Source organism: Halomonas sp. PBN3 (genome assembly GCF_000475415.1).
Classification (GTDB): Bacteria; Pseudomonadota; Gammaproteobacteria; order Pseudomonadales; family Halomonadaceae; genus Halomonas; species Halomonas shengliensis.
Map to the genome: position 1 here is coordinate 1 of NZ_AXCA01000016.1, position 15,370 is coordinate 15,370.

Here is a 15,370-nt window from a genome sequence, read left to right on the forward strand (position 1 = left end):
GGCTCGCCGAGTGGGGCCGCCAGCCCCTGCCGATCACCGCCGCCGCCTGGCTGGACGGCGCCCTGCACCTGCGCCTGGAGGGCGGCCCCAGCTCGGTGGCCGCCACCGCCGAGCGCCTGGGGGGCGACGAGCTGCTCGACGGCTTCTGGGAGGCCCTGCGCGAGCAGCGCCTGGACTTCTTCGCCGCCGAGGACCCGCGCGCGCTGTGGCGGCTCTCGCTGCCCCACCACACCCCAGCGCTGGAGCTTCCGGGCGTCACCGCCGAGACCGACGTGCTCTACGACTGGGCCGGCTGCCAGCGCTGGGTGCGCAGCGACGCCGACGCCGAGGCGATCCGCGCGGTGGCGCGACGGGCCGGTGGCCACGCCACCTGCTGGCGCGGCCCCGGCGGCGCGGCGGTGGACACGCCCTTCACCCCGCTCGAGCCGGTGGTCGAGAAGTACCACCGCAACCTCAAGACCCAGCTGGACCCCAAGGGGATCTTCAACCCGGGCCGGCTCTACGCGGCATTCTGAGACACGGGGAGACGCCACCATGCAGACGCACTTCACCGCGGAAGACCTCCAGAAGCCGCATATCCGCGAGGCCGATCGGGTGCTGCGCACCTGCGTGCACTGCGGCTTCTGCAACGCCACCTGCCCCACCTACCAGCTGCTGGGGGACGAGCGCGACGGCCCGCGCGGGCGCATCTACCTGATCAAGGAGATGCTCGAGGCCCCCGAGGGCAGCGACAAGGTGACCGAGGAGACCCGCCTCCACCTCGACCGCTGCCTCACCTGCCTCAACTGCGAGACCACCTGCCCCTCGGGGGTGGAGTACCACAAGCTGATCAACATCGGCCGCGCCGAGGTCGAGCGCCGGGTGCCCCGCAAGGCCTCGGAGCGCGCACTGCGCTATGGCCTGCGCAAGGCGCTGGTGGAGCCCAGGCGCTTCCAGGCGCTGCTCAAGCTCGGCCTGACCTTCAGGCCACTGGTGCCGGGCGTGCTCAGAGACAAGATGCCGCCCGCACCGGTGGATGCCGGAAGGCGCCCCGAGGGCAGGCAGCACGCCCGCCGGATGCTGATCCTGGAGGGCTGCGTGCAGCCGGGGCTCTCGCCCAACACCAATGCGGCCACCGCCCGGGTGCTGGATCGCCTCGGCATCGGCCTCACCCCGGTGGCCGAAGCCGGCTGCTGCGGCGCCATCGACTTCCACCTCAACGCCCAGGACGAGGGGCGCGCCCGGGCGCGGGCCAACATCGACGCCTGGTGGCCGCAGATCGAGGCCGGTGTCGAAGCCATCGTGCAGACCGCCAGCGGCTGCGGCGCCTTCGTCAAGGAGTACGCCGAGATCCTCGCCGACGACCCCGACTACGCCGACAAGGCCGCCCGGGTGAGCGAGCTGGCGAAGGACCTGGTCGAGGTGCTGCGTGACGAGGCCCTGGACGACCTCGAGGTGAAGCAGGGCCGCCGGCTCGCCTTCCACTGCCCCTGCACCCTGCAGCACGCCCAGAAGCTCGGCGGCGCCGTGGAGGGCGTGCTGACCCGGCTCGGCTTCGCGCTGACCCCGGTGGCCGACGCCCACCTCTGCTGCGGCTCGGCGGGCACCTACTCCATCACCCAGCCGGAGCTCTCGAAGCAGCTGCGCGACAACAAGCTCAACAACCTCGAGGCCGGCAACCCCGAGGTGATCGTCACCGCCAACATCGGCTGCCAGACCCACCTGGCCGGCGCCAACCGCACCGAGGTGCGCCACTGGATCGAGATCGTGGACGAGGCGCTCGCCTAGCAACCGCCTCCGAGCCTGCTCACCCCCTGCAACAGCGTTCCATCATCAAGAGGAAGACCACTCATGAAGACCAAGCCAGCCCTGACCCTGACCGACGTCAACGCCATCCTCGATGCCGCCCAGCAGGAGGCCGAGGCTAACGGCTGGGGCGTGACCATCGCCGTGGCCGACGACGGCGGCCACCTGCTCGGCCTGCGCCGCCTGGATGGCGCGCCGCCCTTCAGCGCCGAGGTCGCCGCCCAGAAGGCCCGCAACGCCGCCATCGGCCGTCGCGAGACCCAGGCCTTCGAGGAGATGATCAACGGCGGGCGCACCGCCTTCGTCACCGCCCCCATGCAGTCGCTGCTGGCCGGCGGCGTGCCGGTGCTGGTGGACGGCGAGGTCGCCGGCACCGTCGGCATCTCCGGGGTCAAGCCAGACCAGGACGTGCAGGTCGCCCGCGCCGGGGTGGCCGCCATCGGTTGAGGCCATCGCCTCCGCGCAGGCGCTGCAGTAAGCTACAGGGCCCCCGCCACACGGGGGCCCTTGCGTTGGAGAAGAGGATAAGATGCCACTGCTTGCCTTCCTGGCGCCGCTCGGCGCCGTGTTGATCTGGTCGGGCAACATGACCATCAACCAGCTCACCGTCGGCGCCATCGCCCCCAGCAGCATTGCCTTCCTGCGCTGGGTGCTGGCGCTCGCCGTGCTGACGCCCTTCCTAGCCCCGGCGGCCTGGCGCCATCGCGACACGCTCCGCCGCGAGTGGCCGAAGCTCGCCGTGCTGGGCCTGCTCGGCATGGGGCTGTGGCAGGGGCTCGCCTACGTGGCCGCCGAGACCACCAGCGCCACCAACATGGGCATCCTGGCCGCCATGGTGCCGCTGCTCACCGTGTTGCTCAGCGCCCTGATCCTGCGCGAGCCGCCGAGCCTCGGTGGCGTGGCCGGCGGTGCCCTGGCGCTGTTCGGGGTGACCATCCTGCTGGGGCGCGGCAACCCGCTGTCGCTGCTGGAGCTGACCGTGGCCAAGGGCGACGCCCTGATGCTGGTGGCCGCCACCTGCTACGCCCTCTACGGGGTGATGCTCAAGCGCTGGCCCATCGACCTGCCGCCCTGGGTGCTGCTCTACGGCCAGGTGATCTTCGCGGTGCTCTTCCTGCTGCCGCCCTACCTGCTGGGCCCCATGACCCCGGTGGACGCCGGCAACGTCGGCCTGATCCTCTACGCCGGCATCCCCGCCTCCATCGTCACCACCTTCCTGTGGATGCTGGCGATCCGCCGCATCGGCGCCAGCCAGGCCAGCATCTTCATCAACCTGATGCCGCTGTTCAGCGCCATCATCGCCATGCTCGCCCTGGGCGAGCGCATCGCGGCCTTCCACTTCCTCGGCGGCGCGCTGATCCTCGCCGGCGTGATCATGGCCCAGACCCTGACCCGGCCGCTGGTATGCGCCGCACCCCGCGCCGCCGATCAGCCGAAGAACCAGTAGCAGACTCCGATGGCGGTAAGGATGCCGGCCAGGTCGGCCACCAGAGCACAGCCCAGGCCGTGTCGGATCTTGCGAATCCCCACCGCCCCGAAATAGACCGCCAGCACGTAGAAGGTGGTCTCGGTGCTGCCCTGCATGGTGGCCGCCAGCAGCGCCGGAAAGCTGTCGACGCCGAAGCTGTCCATGGTCTCGATCATCATCGCCCGGGCACCGCTGCCGGAGAGCGGTTTGATGAAGGCAGTGGGTAGCGCATCCACGAAACGCGTGTCCCAGCCCAGGCCCTCGGCCAGCCAGCGCACTCCCTCGAGGCCCGCGTCCAGCACCCCGCTGGCCCGCAGCACCCCCACCGCCACCAGCATCGCAATCAGGTAGGGCAACAGCGTCACCGAGAAACGCACGCCCTCCTTCGCCCCCTCGATGAAGGCCTCATAGACGTTGACCCGGCGCAACGCGCCCACCGACAGGAACAGCACCACGATGCCGAACAGGGTGAGGTTACCCACCAGCGTCGAGGTGGCCGCCAGTGCCTGTGCCGACATCCCGGCCAGCACCGCCAGCAGCACCCCCAGCGCCAGCCCCGCCCCCAACAGGTAGGCCAGCACCACCGGCTGCCAGAGCTTGAGCCGCTGCATCAGGGCTACGCTGAGCAGGCCTGCCAGGCTGGAAGCAGTGGTGGCCAGCAGGATCGGCAGGAACACCGCGGTGGGCTCCGCCGCGCCCTGCTGGGCGCGATACATGAAGATGGTGACCGGCAGCAGGGTCAGTGACGAGGTGTTGAGCACCAGGAAGAGGATCTGGGCGTTGCTGGCGCGTTCGCTGCTGGGGTTGAGCGACTGCAGGGCGTGCATCGCCTTGATCCCGATGGGCGTGGCGGCGTTATCCAGCCCCAGGATGTTGGCGGCGAAGTTCATGCTGATCAGCCCCATGGCCGGATGGCCGCTGGGCACCTCGGGCATCAGCCGCCGGAACAGCGGGTCGAGCAGGCGCGCCATCAGCCGGATCATGCCGGCCTTCTCGGCGATGGCCAGGAAGCCCAGCCACAGTGTCATGGTCCCGGCCAGCACGATCACGATCTCGACGCTCAGCTCGGCCATGTCGAACAGCGACTGGACCAGGCGCGCGAAGATCTCCGCATCCCCGGCCCCCAGCCACTGCCAGAGGGCCGCGGCGAAGGCGGCAAGGAAGAAGCTCAGCCAGATTCCATTCAGCATTGAGGCGAACATCCTGTGCGAGGGCGTGTGGCGGAGGTTACCCAATCGCCGCACGCCTGCCCATGAACGGGCGCCGCGACCATCGTGCTAGACTTCCCGTTCTGCCCGCTGACAGACAAGGATGCACCATGTCCCTCGACGACCTGCACCTCACGCTGCGCAACCTGACGCTTGCGGACTACCCCCAGCTCGAGTCGCTGATGGATGCCGTCTACCACGACATCGGTGGCGCCTGGTCGCGGCACACCATCGAGAAGCTGATCGAGTCCTTCCCGGACGGCCAGGTGGTGATCGAGGACGACGGCCGCCTGGTGGGCATCGCCCTGACCGTGCGGGTCGACTACGACGAGTTCACCAACCCTCACAAGTACGACGACCTGATCGGCAAGCGCGAGGTGATCCTCGACGACCCCGAGGGCGACGCCATGTACGGGCTCGACGTGCTGATCCACCCCGACTACCGCGGCTACCGCCTGGGCCGGCGCCTCTACGACGCGCGCAAGGAGCTGTGCCGCTCGCTGAACCTGCGCGCGATACTGGCCGGCGGCCGCATCCCCCAGTACCACCAGCACGCCGAGGCGCTCACCCCCACCCAGTACATCGACCAGGTGGCGCGCAAGGAGATCCACGACCCCATCCTCTCCTTCCAGCTGGCCAACGACTTCCAGGTCAAGCGCCTGCTGCGCGACTACCTCCCGGAGGACGAGCGCTCCCAGGGCTACGCCACCCTGCTGGAGTGGAACAACTTCCTCTACGAGCCCGCCGAGCTGGTACTCGATACCCGCAAGACCCAGGTGAGGGTGGGTGCCGTGCAGTGGCAGATGCGTGAGTTCGATTCGGTGGAGGCGGTACTCCAGCAGGTGGAGTACTTCGTCGACGCCCTAGCCGACTACAAGAGCGACTTCGCGGTCTTCCCGGAGCTGTTCAACGCCCCGCTGATGGGCCTCCAGGACCGCGCCGCCCAGCAGGACCAGATGGCCGCCATCCGCTTCCTGGCCAGCTTCACCGAGCAATTCAAGACCGAGCTCTCGCGCATGGCGGTCTCGTGCAACATCAACATCATCGCCGGCTCGATGATCGAGGTGGGCGAGGACGACCGCCTCTACAACGTCGCCTACCTGTGCCACCGCGACGGCACTCTGGAGCGCCAGGCCAAGCTGCACATCACCCCCCAGGAGCGCCGCGACTGGGTGATCGAGGGCGGCGACGACCTCCAGGTGTTCGACACCGACGCCGGGCGCATCGGCATCCTGATCTGCTACGACGTGGAGTTCCCGGAGCTGCCACGGCTGCTGGCCGAGCAGGAGATGGACATCCTCTTCGTGCCCTTCTGGACCGATACCAAGAACGGCTACCTGCGGGTGCGCCACTGCGCCCAGGCCCGGGCCATCGAGAACGAGTGCTACGTGGTGCTGTGCGGCAGCGTGGGCAACGTGCCCTCCATCGAGAACATGGAGATCCAGTACGCCCAGTCGTCGGTCTTCTCGCCCTCGGACTTCGCCTTCCCCCACGACGCCGTGCTCTCCGAGACTACCCCCAACACCGAGATGATCATGTTCTCGGACCTCGACCTGACGCGGCTGACCATGGTGCGCAACGAGGGCTCGGTGACCAACCTCAAGGATCGCCGCAAGGACCTCTTCGACCTGCGCTGGCGCGACTGGTCGTGGAAGTCCGGGGCCGACCTCGACGAGAGCTGAGCCGATGCTGGGGCGCCTGAAACGTTGGCGAGAGGCGCGCTTCGCGGCGCGCCACCCCTTCCCCGAAGACGCCTGGGCCGAGGCCCGCGGGCGCGTGCCGCTGCTGGCCGCCCTGGCCGAGGAGGAGGCCGCGTGCCTGGGCCGGCGCGCCTGGCGCTTCCTGCACGCCAAGCGCGTCACCCTGCACCCCGAGCTCGCCGAGGCCACCCCCTTCGACCTGCCCGCGCGGCTGGCGCTGGCCGCCCAGGCCGGCCTGCTGACCCTGGGCTGGCCCGAGGAGGAGCACCATGAGGCCTTCGCCAACGTCCATGAGGTGCTGGTGCTGCCCGACGCCTTCCAGCGCCGGGTGGAGGAGATGGACGAGTTCGGCGTGATGCACGAGTACGACGACGAGCGCGCCGGCGAGACCTCCCACCAGGGGCCGGTGGTGGTGGCCTTCCCCGACCTGATGGAGAGCGGCGACTTCTCGGGCTTCAACGTGCTGATCCACGAGTTCGCCCACAAGCTCGACCTGGGCAACTCGCTGGACGTCGACGGCTTCCCGCCGCTGCCCGCCGAGATCGACCCGCGGGAGTGGCACCGGGTGTTCATGGCGGTGTGGGACGACCTCCAGGCGCGGCTCGAACGCGGCGAGGCCACGCCCATCGACGACTACGCCGCCACCCATCCCGGCGAGTGCTTCGCGGTGTGCTGCGAGGCCTTCTTCACCGCCCCCGACCTGTTGCATGATGCCTACCCGGCGCTCTTCGAACTGCTCTGCCGTTACTTCCGCCAGGCCCCGCTGGCCCGCCTGCCGGCCGAGTATCAGGCGCGGCCGCTCGCGGCCCATCCCGAGCGCCACTGACCCACCGTCCGTTCCCCAGGAGGCGCCGATGATCGACCTGCGCAGCGACACCGTCACCCGCCCCAGCGCCGCCATGCGCGATGCCATGCATGCCGCCCCGGTGGGCGACGACGTCTGGGGCGACGACCCCAGCGTGGCGCGCTTCGAGGCCGCGGTGGCCGAACGCGCCGGCAAGGCCGCCGCCCTGCTCTTCCCCAGCGGCACCCAGAGCAACCTGGCCGCCCTGCTCGCCCACTGCCAGCGCGGCGACGAGTACCTCGCCGGCCAGCAGGCCCACACCTACAAGTACGAGGGCGGCGGCGCCGCGGTGCTCGGCGGCATCCAGCCCCAGCCGCTGGAGCACGCCGAGGACGGCTCGCTGCCCCTGGAACGCATCCGCGCTGCGATCAAGCCCGATGACTTCCACTTCGCCCGCACCCGCCTGCTGGCGCTGGAGAACACCATCGGCGGTCGCGTGCTCGACCCCGACTACGTGGCGGCAGCCACCGCGCTGGCCCGGGAGCAGGGCCTTGCCACCCACCTCGACGGCGCCCGGCTGTTCAACGCCGCGGTGGCAAGCGACACCTCACTGGATGAGCTCTGCGCGCCCTTCGACTCGGTCTCACTGTGCTTCTCCAAGGGGCTCGGCGCCCCGGTGGGCTCGGCCCTGGCCGGCTCCCGGGAGCTGATAGACAGCGCCCGGCGCTGGCGCAAGGTGCTGGGCGGCGGCATGCGTCAGTCCGGCATCATCGCCGCCGCCTGCCAACATGCGCTGGACCACCACGTGGCCGACCTTACCGCCGACCACCGCCGTGCCGCGCGTCTGGCCGAGGGGATCCGCGCCCTACCCGAGCTCAAGGTGGCCTACCAGGCCACCAACATGGTGTTCCTGCGCGTGCCCGAGCACCACCTCGCCCCGCTGCGCGCCTGGCTCGCCGAGCGCGGAATCCTCGTCGAGCTGCTCTACGCCACCCGCCTGGTAGTCCACCGCGACCTCGACGACGACGCCATCGAGCGGGTGCTCGAGGCGCTGGGCGACTACCTGGCCCGGCAGCGGGCATGAGGGCATCGCGCCGCCTCCCCGCCGCGCTGTGGCTGCCGCTGGTGGTGGTGCTGACGCTGCTGCTCCTGGCGCTGGGCTGGCAGTGGCTGGCCCGGGAAGGGGTGCTCACCCTGGAGGCGCTGCGGTCGCTGGCCGCCTCGGCCCCCGGCTGGCGCGACGCGCCCTGGACGCTACTAGTGGTGATGGTGGTCTACGCCGGGGCGTCGCTGGTGATGTTCCCGCTGAGCCTGCTGGTGGGGGCCACCGGGCTGCTGTTCGGCCCCTGGTGGGGCTTCGGCTACGCCCTGGCCGGCACCCTCGGCGCCTCGCTGGTCACCTGGTGGGTGGGCCGGCGCATCGGCCGCGAGGCGCTGCTGCGCCACGGTGGCAAGCGCCTCAGGGGACTCTCGCGCTACCTCTCCGGCCGTGGCATCCGCACCATGACCGTCGTCAACCTGCTGCCGTTGGCGCCCTTCACCCTCACCAACATGATGGCCGGCGCCTTTCGCCTGCGCCTGCGCGACTACCTGGTGGGCTCGGCGCTGGGGATCGCCCCCGGGCTGGCCGGGGTCACGCTGCTGGGCAGCCAGCTGGGGGAGCTGGCCACCGCCGAGAGCCGCGGCGAGCTCGCCTGGGGGGCCGGTGGCCTGCTGCTGGCGGTGCTGCTGCTGGTGGCGCTCAAGCGCTGGGCCGGCCGTCGTCGGCGGCGCTGATCACTTCGCCGGCCCGCCAGGCCACCAGTCCGGGCGCTCCTCCTCCCAGGTGGCATGGACCAGCTTGCCCAGCACCCGGCCACGGTGGCGGAGCATCTGCCACTCCGCCCCCAGGCGGTGGCGCACCCGCTCCCAGCCCCCCTCCTCGGCATGGGTGAAGGGACCGCCGGCGGCGATGGCACGCCGATAGATGTCGAGACAGCGCTCGGCACAGCGGGCCTCGTCGAAGGCCGCCGCGGTCCGCTCCGCGCCCTCTGCCAGGGGCGCGCGCGCCGCGGGCTCGACCAGCGCCGAGAGGGCCGCGGCCATCGCCTCGGCATCGTCGCTCTCCAGCAGGCGGCCGTTGCCACCATCCCGCACCACCTCGCGCACGCCGGGGGCATCCAGCGCCACCACCGGCAGCCCGGTGGCCATGGCCTCGGCCACCACCATGCCCTGGGTCTCGCTGTGGGAGGCAAAGACGAAGAGGTCCATGGCGTGATAGGCATCGATTAACGCCTGGCCCTGCAGGCGACCGGTGAAGTGCACCCTGGCGCCGACGCCGGCCTCCTCGAAGCGCGCCTCCATGGCGGGACGCGCCTCCCCCTCCCCCACCACCAGGCAGTGGAGGCGCTCGTCATGCCCCAGTGCCAGGCCGACGGCGCGCGCCAGGAAGTCGAGGTTCTTCTCGAAGGCCAGCCGCCCCAGGTGGCCGACCACACAGGCCGCCTCGGGGATTCCCAGCCGCTCGCGCCAGGCTCGCCCGTCGCCGGCAGCGAAGCGGCGCGTGTCCACGCCGCTCGGCACCACGCTGATCGCCGCGTTGGCGCCGCGCTCGACCAGCAGCCGGCGGATGCTCTCGCTGGGCGCGATCACCTCGTCGCACAGCCGGGTGTACTCGGTGGCCAGCGCCACGGCGAAGCGCTGCATGCGCGGCGAGTCGCCGGGCACGTAGTGGGTGTAGTGCTCGTAGAGGGTGTGGTGGGTGAATACCAGCGGCAGGCCATAGGTCTCGGCGGTGCGTGCTGCGGTGTCGCCGAGCAGGAAGGGGTGGTGGGAGTGCACGATGTCCGGGTCGAAGGCCTCCACCGCCTCGTGGAGCTGGCCGGGAATCGGCACCGGCAGCGAGAAGTCGCTGCCGTTGAAGTGCTGCACCGCCGCGACCCGCACCACGTCCTGCTCCGCCTCCGGCTGGCCGTCCAGGCGCGGCGCCACCACCAGCACCCGGTGGCCGAGCTCGCGCAGGCTGACCGCCAGGCGCTGCACCGACTCGCTGACACCGCCGACGATGGGCAGGTAGGTGTTGGTAAACATGATGACGTTCACGGCCGGGGGCTCCGCTGCTCGGGGAAAAACAAGTTGAACACTTTACGCCCACCCGGCGCTTCGGATACGCCAGACCGTAATGACGTCGCGGTCAATAACCTAGTGACTGCATAAGCGATGCCGTCGACAGAGCGACGGCCAGATGTTTCAACCTTGCGGAAGGTACCAGCTGGCGCCGCCGATCCGCCATGGCGGATCGGCTGCACGACACTCACCTATCAGTCATCGTCGTCATCGACCTGGTGGCCGATGACGCCGCCAACGATGGCACCGCCAACGGTGCCGGCGGTGCTGCCTCCCGTCAGGACCGAGCCGCCGACGGCACCGGCCCCCGCACCGAGGGCGGTGTTCCTGTCCTGGGTCGACATTCCGGAGCAGGCCGACAGGCCCACCATCAGGGACAGGGCCAGGGCACCCAGCGTCAATCCTTGCATCCTGTTCATGATCCACCTCCATGAGTATCCGTCGCGAGCCGCGACATCGTGGCTGAAAGCCAAGTGAGACAACGCCCTGTGCACTCCCATCCTATCCTAGCGACTTTGTCCAGAAGATGAAGTTCCCAGCTGACACGCTGGCATCCCTACCATCGCCGCCAGCCCGACGCAGGCTGTCCATGAAGCGACTCTGGGCGCTATCTGGACATGCCTCCCGCCGCCTTGATCTGACGCGACACGCAAGGCGCCTGCCGGACATCGCCAAGCCCGAAGACGGGCACGATAGTGGGCCTTGCCTAACCCGGGGTAGCCGAGGACGCTCCAGCTGCCCCCACCCGCCCAGGCAGCTCGCCCCGCAGCATCTCGACGAAGGCGCGTATCCGCGCGGGCACATGGCGTCGCTGGCGATAGACGGCATGGAAGTCGGCGCGCACGCCCTGCCACTCGGGGAGCAGCGCCACCAGGCGCCCTTCCGCCAGGTGCGACTGGACATCCCACCGCGAGCGCAGGATGACCCCGTGGCCGTCCAGCGCCAGGTTGACGATGACCTCGCCGTCGTTGCTGGCCAGGGGCCCGGCGACCTTGACCGACTGGTCCGGGCGCTCGCCAGCGCGATGCTCGAAGCGCCACAGCGCGAAGTCGCTGTCGTTCTCGCGCAGCACCAGGCAGGGATGCTTCGCCAGGTCCGCCGGCTCCACCAGGCGGGGCATCCGCTCGGCATAGGCGGGCGCCGCGCAGAGGATCCGGCGGTTGTCTAGGATGCGCTTGGCGACCAGCCGCGAATCGGGGAGGGCTCCCACCCGGATGCTGATATCCACGCCCTGCTCGCCCGGCGTCATGGGGAAGTTGCTGAGTTCGAGGATGCCCTCCACGCCCGGATGACTGGCGCAGAAGCGGGAGAGCAGCGGTGCAACGTGGCGGCGCCCGAAGCCGAAGGTGGCGTTGACCTTGAGCGGCCCCGAGAGCGCGGCACGCTGGGCACTGAGGCCCTCCTCCAGCTCGGCCAGCTCGTCGAGGATCGCCCCGCCACCGGCCAGGTAGCGCTCCCCCTCCGCCGTCAGGGTCAGGCGACGGGTGGTCCGACTGGCCAGGCTGACCCCCAGGCGCGATTCTAGCTGCTTGAGACGCTTGCTGACCGCCGACAGGGAGAGTCCCAGATCGCGGGCGGTCGCCGTCAGGCTGCCGGCTCGCGCCAGGCGCTGGAAGAAGGCGAGGTCATCAAGCGGCGCCATGGACTCTCCACTCAGGGTCAACAATGCCTTGCATCCTAGCCTGATTATCTCTCGCCTGTCAGGCACTAGAGTAGGAGAATTCCCGGCACACAGAAGAGGAGTAGATACATGGCACAGCGCATCGCAGTGATCCCCGGCGACGGCATCGGCAAGGAGGTGATGCCCGAGGGCGTGCGCGCTCTGGAGGCCGCCGCCGAGCGCTTCGGCATCGAGATCGAGCTCACCGACTTCGACTTCGCCAGCTGCGACTACTACGCCGAGCACGGCCAGATGCTGCCCGACGACTGGTTCGACCAGCTCAAGGACTTCGACGCCCTCTTCTACGGCGCCGTGGGCTGGCCGGAGACCGTGCCCGACCACATCTCGCTGTGGGGCTCGCTGCTGCAGTTCCGCCGCCGCTTCGACCAGTACGTCAACCTGCGCCCCTGCCGGCTGCTGCCGGGCGTGAAGAGCCCGCTGGCGGACAGGCAGCCCGGCGACATCGACTTCTACGTGGTGCGCGAGAACACCGAGGGCGAGTACTCCAGCGTCGGCGGCAAGATGTTCGAGGGCACCGAACGCGAGGTGGTGATCCAGGAGACGGTGATGACCCGCCACGGCACCGACCGAGTGCTGAAGTTCGCCTATGAGCTGGCCCGATCGCGCCCGAGGAAGAAGCTCACCTCGGCCACCAAGTCCAACGGCATCGCCATCACCATGCCCTGGTGGGACGAGCGCGTGAAGGCGATGGGGGCGAACTACCCGGAGGTGTCGGTGGACCAGTTCCATATCGACATCCTCACCGCCAACTTCGTGATGCATCCCGACTGGTTCGACGTGGTGGTGGCCAGCAACCTGTTCGGTGACATCCTCTCCGACCTGGGCCCCGCCTGCACCGGCACCATCGGCGTGGCGCCCTCGGCCAACATCAACCCGGAGGGCACCTTCCCGAGCCTGTTCGAGCCGGTCCACGGCAGCGCCCCGGACATCGCGGGCAAGGGCATCGCCAACCCCATCGGCCAGATCTGGTCGGCGGCGATGATGCTCGAGCATCTGGGCCACCAGGAGGCGGCCGACGCCATCGTCGCCGCCTTCGAGGCGGTACTCGCCGAGGGTGACAGGAACGTGCTCACCCCCGACGTGGGTGGCACCGGTACCACCGAGGGCCTGGGTCGCGCCATCGCCGAGCGCATCAAGGGCTGACGCCACCTCCCCCTCAATGTACGACGGCCACCGCTTTCGCGGTGGCCGTCGCTGCTCTCCTCCGGTCTTTCCTTGCCGATGCCTCAGCCCTTGCGAGGCCGTGGTTCTATCACCTCATCGTCGTGCAGCGTCTCCCAGCCGCTGATCATCGCCTTGATATGCGCCAGGGGCGTATGGCCGGTGGTGGTCAGGTAGACGTGGATGATCACGAAGGCCAGCATCAGGAAGGCGCCGAGCACGTGCAGCCCCGCCACCTGCTCCAGGCCCAGCCAGGCCGGGGCCAGCTCGCGCAGCGGCTCCCAGAACAGGTAGGCGAGCCCCGTGACCCACACCAGCGGGTTGATCACCAGCTTCACGCCCAGGTAGGCCAGCCGCTGCAGCGGGTTGTGCTTGCGCTGCGGGGTCTGCCGGTAGGGGTGGGGGTCGCCGACGAAGATGCCGTAGGCATAGAAGCGCACCACCGCCCCGATGCGCTCCAGGGTGGGAATGTACTGGCGCCACTGGCCGGTGGTGAAGTGCCAGAAGATGGCGAACACCCAGAGCCCGATCAGCAACCAGGCCGCCGTCTCGTGCAGCCTCACCGCAGGGCCGAAGGGGAGCAGGTCATGGACGCTGCGGATGGCGAAGCCACTGAACAGCAACACCAGCACCAGCAACGCCTGGGCCCAGTGCCAGAAGCGCTCGAAGCGGGTGAAGAGATATACGCGCTGGCTCATGTCAGGGCTCCTTGCGGCGGTGGCGGGTCGCGACGCGCAGGGCCCCGTGGCCGAGCACGCCCAGCAGCATCAGTCCGGCCAGGCCGAAACCGAAGCGGTCGAGCCGTTCGTGGCGATCGCGCCCGGGCAGCCACACCCCCTCCACCCCGGCCAGGCGGCCCTCCTCGGCGTGGCAGCTGCTGCACGTCAGGGCCTGCTCGCTCGGCGCCACCATATGGGTGATGGGCCACAGCATGGTGGTCTCGACGAAGTCGAACTCGCCGCCGAAGGGCTGGCCGGCGGCCTCGGTGCCCGCCTCCAGCGCCTTCGTCCAGTCGAAGTTGAACCAGAAGGCGGTGTCGTCGGGGATCGCCACATGGGGCACCAGCAAGGTGTTGTGCACGGTGTCGTAGGGCTGCTTGCCGTGGAACAGCTTCACCGGCCAGATGCGCGAGTCCTCGCCGCCCGGCGTGCCGTGGTACGTATTGATGGGCACCGGGGCGCTGTCGGGATCGATCTCGGTCTCGGTGGTGGTGAAGGTCACGTCGCCGTTGAACCAGACATACTCGGGCACCACGCCCTCGCCCAGGATGAAGTCGCCCTTGCGGCTGTCGTAGATCACATGGCCATCGTCATCCTTGCGCTGGAACGGCTTGCCGTCCTCGTCCAGCTGGCCGCCGGTGGACCAGTCCCAGCCCATCTTGGTGGGCACCCCGCCGCGGGCGAAGGTGGGGATATGGCAGGTCTGACAGGCCAGCGCCCGGGTATGCTCGTTGAGCCGCGTGGCCATGGCGCCCGCCTCGTGGGGCGCATTGCCGTGACAGGCCTGACAGGTGGCCGGGTTACGGTCGGTCTGCTCGCCGCGGCGGATCGCCCGGTTGTCGTCCACCGCCGAGACCTGGATGCGGCTGCCCGGCACCGCATGACTCTCGGTCTGGTGGCAGGTGCTGCAGCGGAAGTCGCCGCCATCCAGCCCCATGTGCACGTCAAGCGTAGGGCTCGCCTCCACCAGCGAGGAGTCGAGGTCGCCATGCTTCACCCCGTCGCCGCCACCGCCATAGAAGTGGCAGCTGCCGCAGGTCTCCCGGGAGGTCTTGCCCACCTGGCGGGCCACCTCGGCCAGGTCGGTGGGGCCATGGAACTTGTCGGAGCCCGGCGGATACTCGATGCGCTCGACGGCCGGCCGCCCGGCGAGCCCGGCCACCTTACTGTAGTCGCCGGTGTTGTGGCAGGAGAGGCAGTCCACCTTGAAGGGGTTGGAGAAGTCGAAGGTCTCGTCCTCCCAGCCATAGCCGATATGGCACGCCTGGCAGAAGGCCTCGTTGGAGCGGTCGGCGATACAGAAGCCGTTGAGCATGCTCTTCTTGCCCAGCACCTCACCATCCACCGGGTTATGATACTCCCAGGTCCAGTGGCGGGTCGCCATCACTTCCTCGGCCGCCTCGGTATGGCAGCCCAGGCAGGCCTCGGTGACCTCCTCGCCGCTGGCGAAGGGCCCCTCGAGCTCCTCGAACTGACGATGGTCCGCGGTGCTGGCCAGCGCCGGCACCGACAGCCACACCATCAGCAGCGCTCCCAGGGCCCAGCGCCACGGTCGTGGATCCTGTCCCCGCATCATGCCTCCCCCCTTCGGCGGCCTGCCAGACGGCATGCCTGGGATCAGCATTGGCCAGCTTCCGGCCGCCCGCCTTGACGGAGATCAATTTTCGTCCGCCACGACCCGCGTCAGCTTGTCGCCCTCTCCGCGTTCGAGCTCGGCGGATGGCGGGCACAACGCGACGAGGCCCGCCCCGTCTCGGCG

General features: G+C 69.7%; 14 protein-coding genes and 1 pseudogene. 9 read left to right on the forward strand and 6 right to left on the reverse strand.

From position 1 onward, the window contains the following. From glcE to Q673_RS20775, 4 genes and pseudogenes are all read left to right on the forward strand, one after another. Positions 1-515, forward strand: a pseudogene (gene glcE, locus Q673_RS20760) (glycolate oxidase subunit GlcE); the annotation flags it as partial. Positions 516-534: 19 nt separating this feature from the next. Beyond that, positions 535-1,767: a glycolate oxidase subunit GlcF gene (glcF, locus tag Q673_RS20765; protein ID WP_023004546.1), complete on the forward strand. Its 1,233-nt coding sequence runs from the start codon at positions 535-537 to the stop codon at positions 1,765-1,767. A gap of 63 nt (positions 1,768-1,830) precedes the next feature. Beyond that, a complete protein-coding gene (locus Q673_RS20770; RefSeq protein WP_023004547.1) occupies positions 1,831-2,232 on the forward strand; it encodes a GlcG/HbpS family heme-binding protein in 402 nt (133 codons plus the stop codon). Positions 2,233-2,314: 82 nt separating this feature from the next. After that, the gene (locus tag Q673_RS20775) at positions 2,315-3,232 is read left to right on the forward strand and encodes a DMT family transporter (RefSeq protein ID WP_023004548.1); all 918 of its coding nucleotides are present in this window, start codon (positions 2,315-2,317) and stop codon (positions 3,230-3,232) included. On the opposite strand, the gene Q673_RS20780 is transcribed toward Q673_RS20775, so the two are convergent. Then, positions 3,214-4,443, reverse strand: a complete 1,230-nt coding sequence (locus Q673_RS20780) for a nucleoside recognition domain-containing protein (protein WP_023004549.1) — start codon at positions 4,441-4,443, stop codon at positions 3,214-3,216. The two genes, Q673_RS20775 and Q673_RS20780, sit on opposite strands and share 19 nt — an antisense overlap. A 128-nt stretch (positions 4,444-4,571) precedes the next feature. On the opposite strand from Q673_RS20780, the gene Q673_RS20785 reads away from it, so the two are divergent. The 4 genes from Q673_RS20785 to Q673_RS20800 are packed head-to-tail and all read left to right on the forward strand — an operon-like array spanning position 4,572 to position 8,721. Further along, positions 4,572-6,143, forward strand: a complete 1,572-nt coding sequence (locus Q673_RS20785) for a bifunctional GNAT family N-acetyltransferase/carbon-nitrogen hydrolase family protein (RefSeq protein WP_023004550.1) — start codon at positions 4,572-4,574, stop codon at positions 6,141-6,143. Positions 6,144-6,147: 4 nt separating this feature from the next. Beyond that, positions 6,148-6,987, forward strand: coding sequence for a zinc-dependent peptidase (locus tag Q673_RS20790; RefSeq protein WP_023004551.1), 840 nt, complete (start codon positions 6,148-6,150; stop codon positions 6,985-6,987). Between the two features lie 28 nt (positions 6,988-7,015). Continuing rightward, a complete protein-coding gene (gene ltaE / locus Q673_RS20795; RefSeq protein WP_023004552.1) occupies positions 7,016-8,029 on the forward strand; it encodes a low-specificity L-threonine aldolase in 1,014 nt (337 codons plus the stop codon). Beyond that, on the forward strand, positions 8,026-8,721 hold the full coding sequence (locus tag Q673_RS20800) for a TVP38/TMEM64 family protein (RefSeq protein WP_023004553.1): 696 nt from the start codon (positions 8,026-8,028) through the stop codon (positions 8,719-8,721). The genes ltaE and Q673_RS20800 overlap by 4 nt, the downstream gene beginning before the upstream one ends. On the opposite strand, the gene Q673_RS20805 is transcribed toward Q673_RS20800, so the two are convergent. The 3 genes from Q673_RS20805 to Q673_RS20815 form a co-directional block, all read right to left on the reverse strand. Then, positions 8,722-10,026, reverse strand: a complete 1,305-nt coding sequence (locus tag Q673_RS20805) for a glycosyltransferase (protein ID WP_023004554.1) — start codon at positions 10,024-10,026, stop codon at positions 8,722-8,724. It lies immediately after the preceding gene. A gap of 218 nt (positions 10,027-10,244) precedes the next feature. Next, positions 10,245-10,469, reverse strand: a complete 225-nt coding sequence (locus tag Q673_RS20810; RefSeq protein ID WP_023004555.1) for a glycine zipper 2TM domain-containing protein — start codon at positions 10,467-10,469, stop codon at positions 10,245-10,247. 287 nt (positions 10,470-10,756) lie between these two features. After that, the gene (locus Q673_RS20815; RefSeq protein ID WP_023004556.1) at positions 10,757-11,692 is read right to left on the reverse strand and encodes a LysR family transcriptional regulator; all 936 of its coding nucleotides are present in this window, start codon (positions 11,690-11,692) and stop codon (positions 10,757-10,759) included. 108 nt (positions 11,693-11,800) lie between these two features. Between Q673_RS20815 and Q673_RS20820 the strand changes: the two genes are divergently transcribed. Continuing rightward, complete coding sequence (locus Q673_RS20820; protein ID WP_023004557.1) at positions 11,801-12,874, forward strand: tartrate dehydrogenase; 1,074 nt, start codon at positions 11,801-11,803, stop codon at positions 12,872-12,874. Between the two features lie 83 nt (positions 12,875-12,957). Here the strand turns inward: Q673_RS20820 and Q673_RS20825 are convergent, their stop codons facing one another. Then, complete coding sequence (locus Q673_RS20825) at positions 12,958-13,590, reverse strand: cytochrome b/b6 domain-containing protein (RefSeq protein ID WP_023004558.1); 633 nt, start codon at positions 13,588-13,590, stop codon at positions 12,958-12,960. Between the two features lies 1 nt (position 13,591). Beyond that, positions 13,592-15,187 (reverse strand): tetrathionate reductase family octaheme c-type cytochrome, encoded by a 1,596-nt coding sequence (locus Q673_RS20830; RefSeq protein ID WP_200861383.1) that lies wholly within the window; start codon positions 15,185-15,187, stop codon positions 13,592-13,594. Positions 15,188-15,370 lie beyond the last annotated feature (183 nt).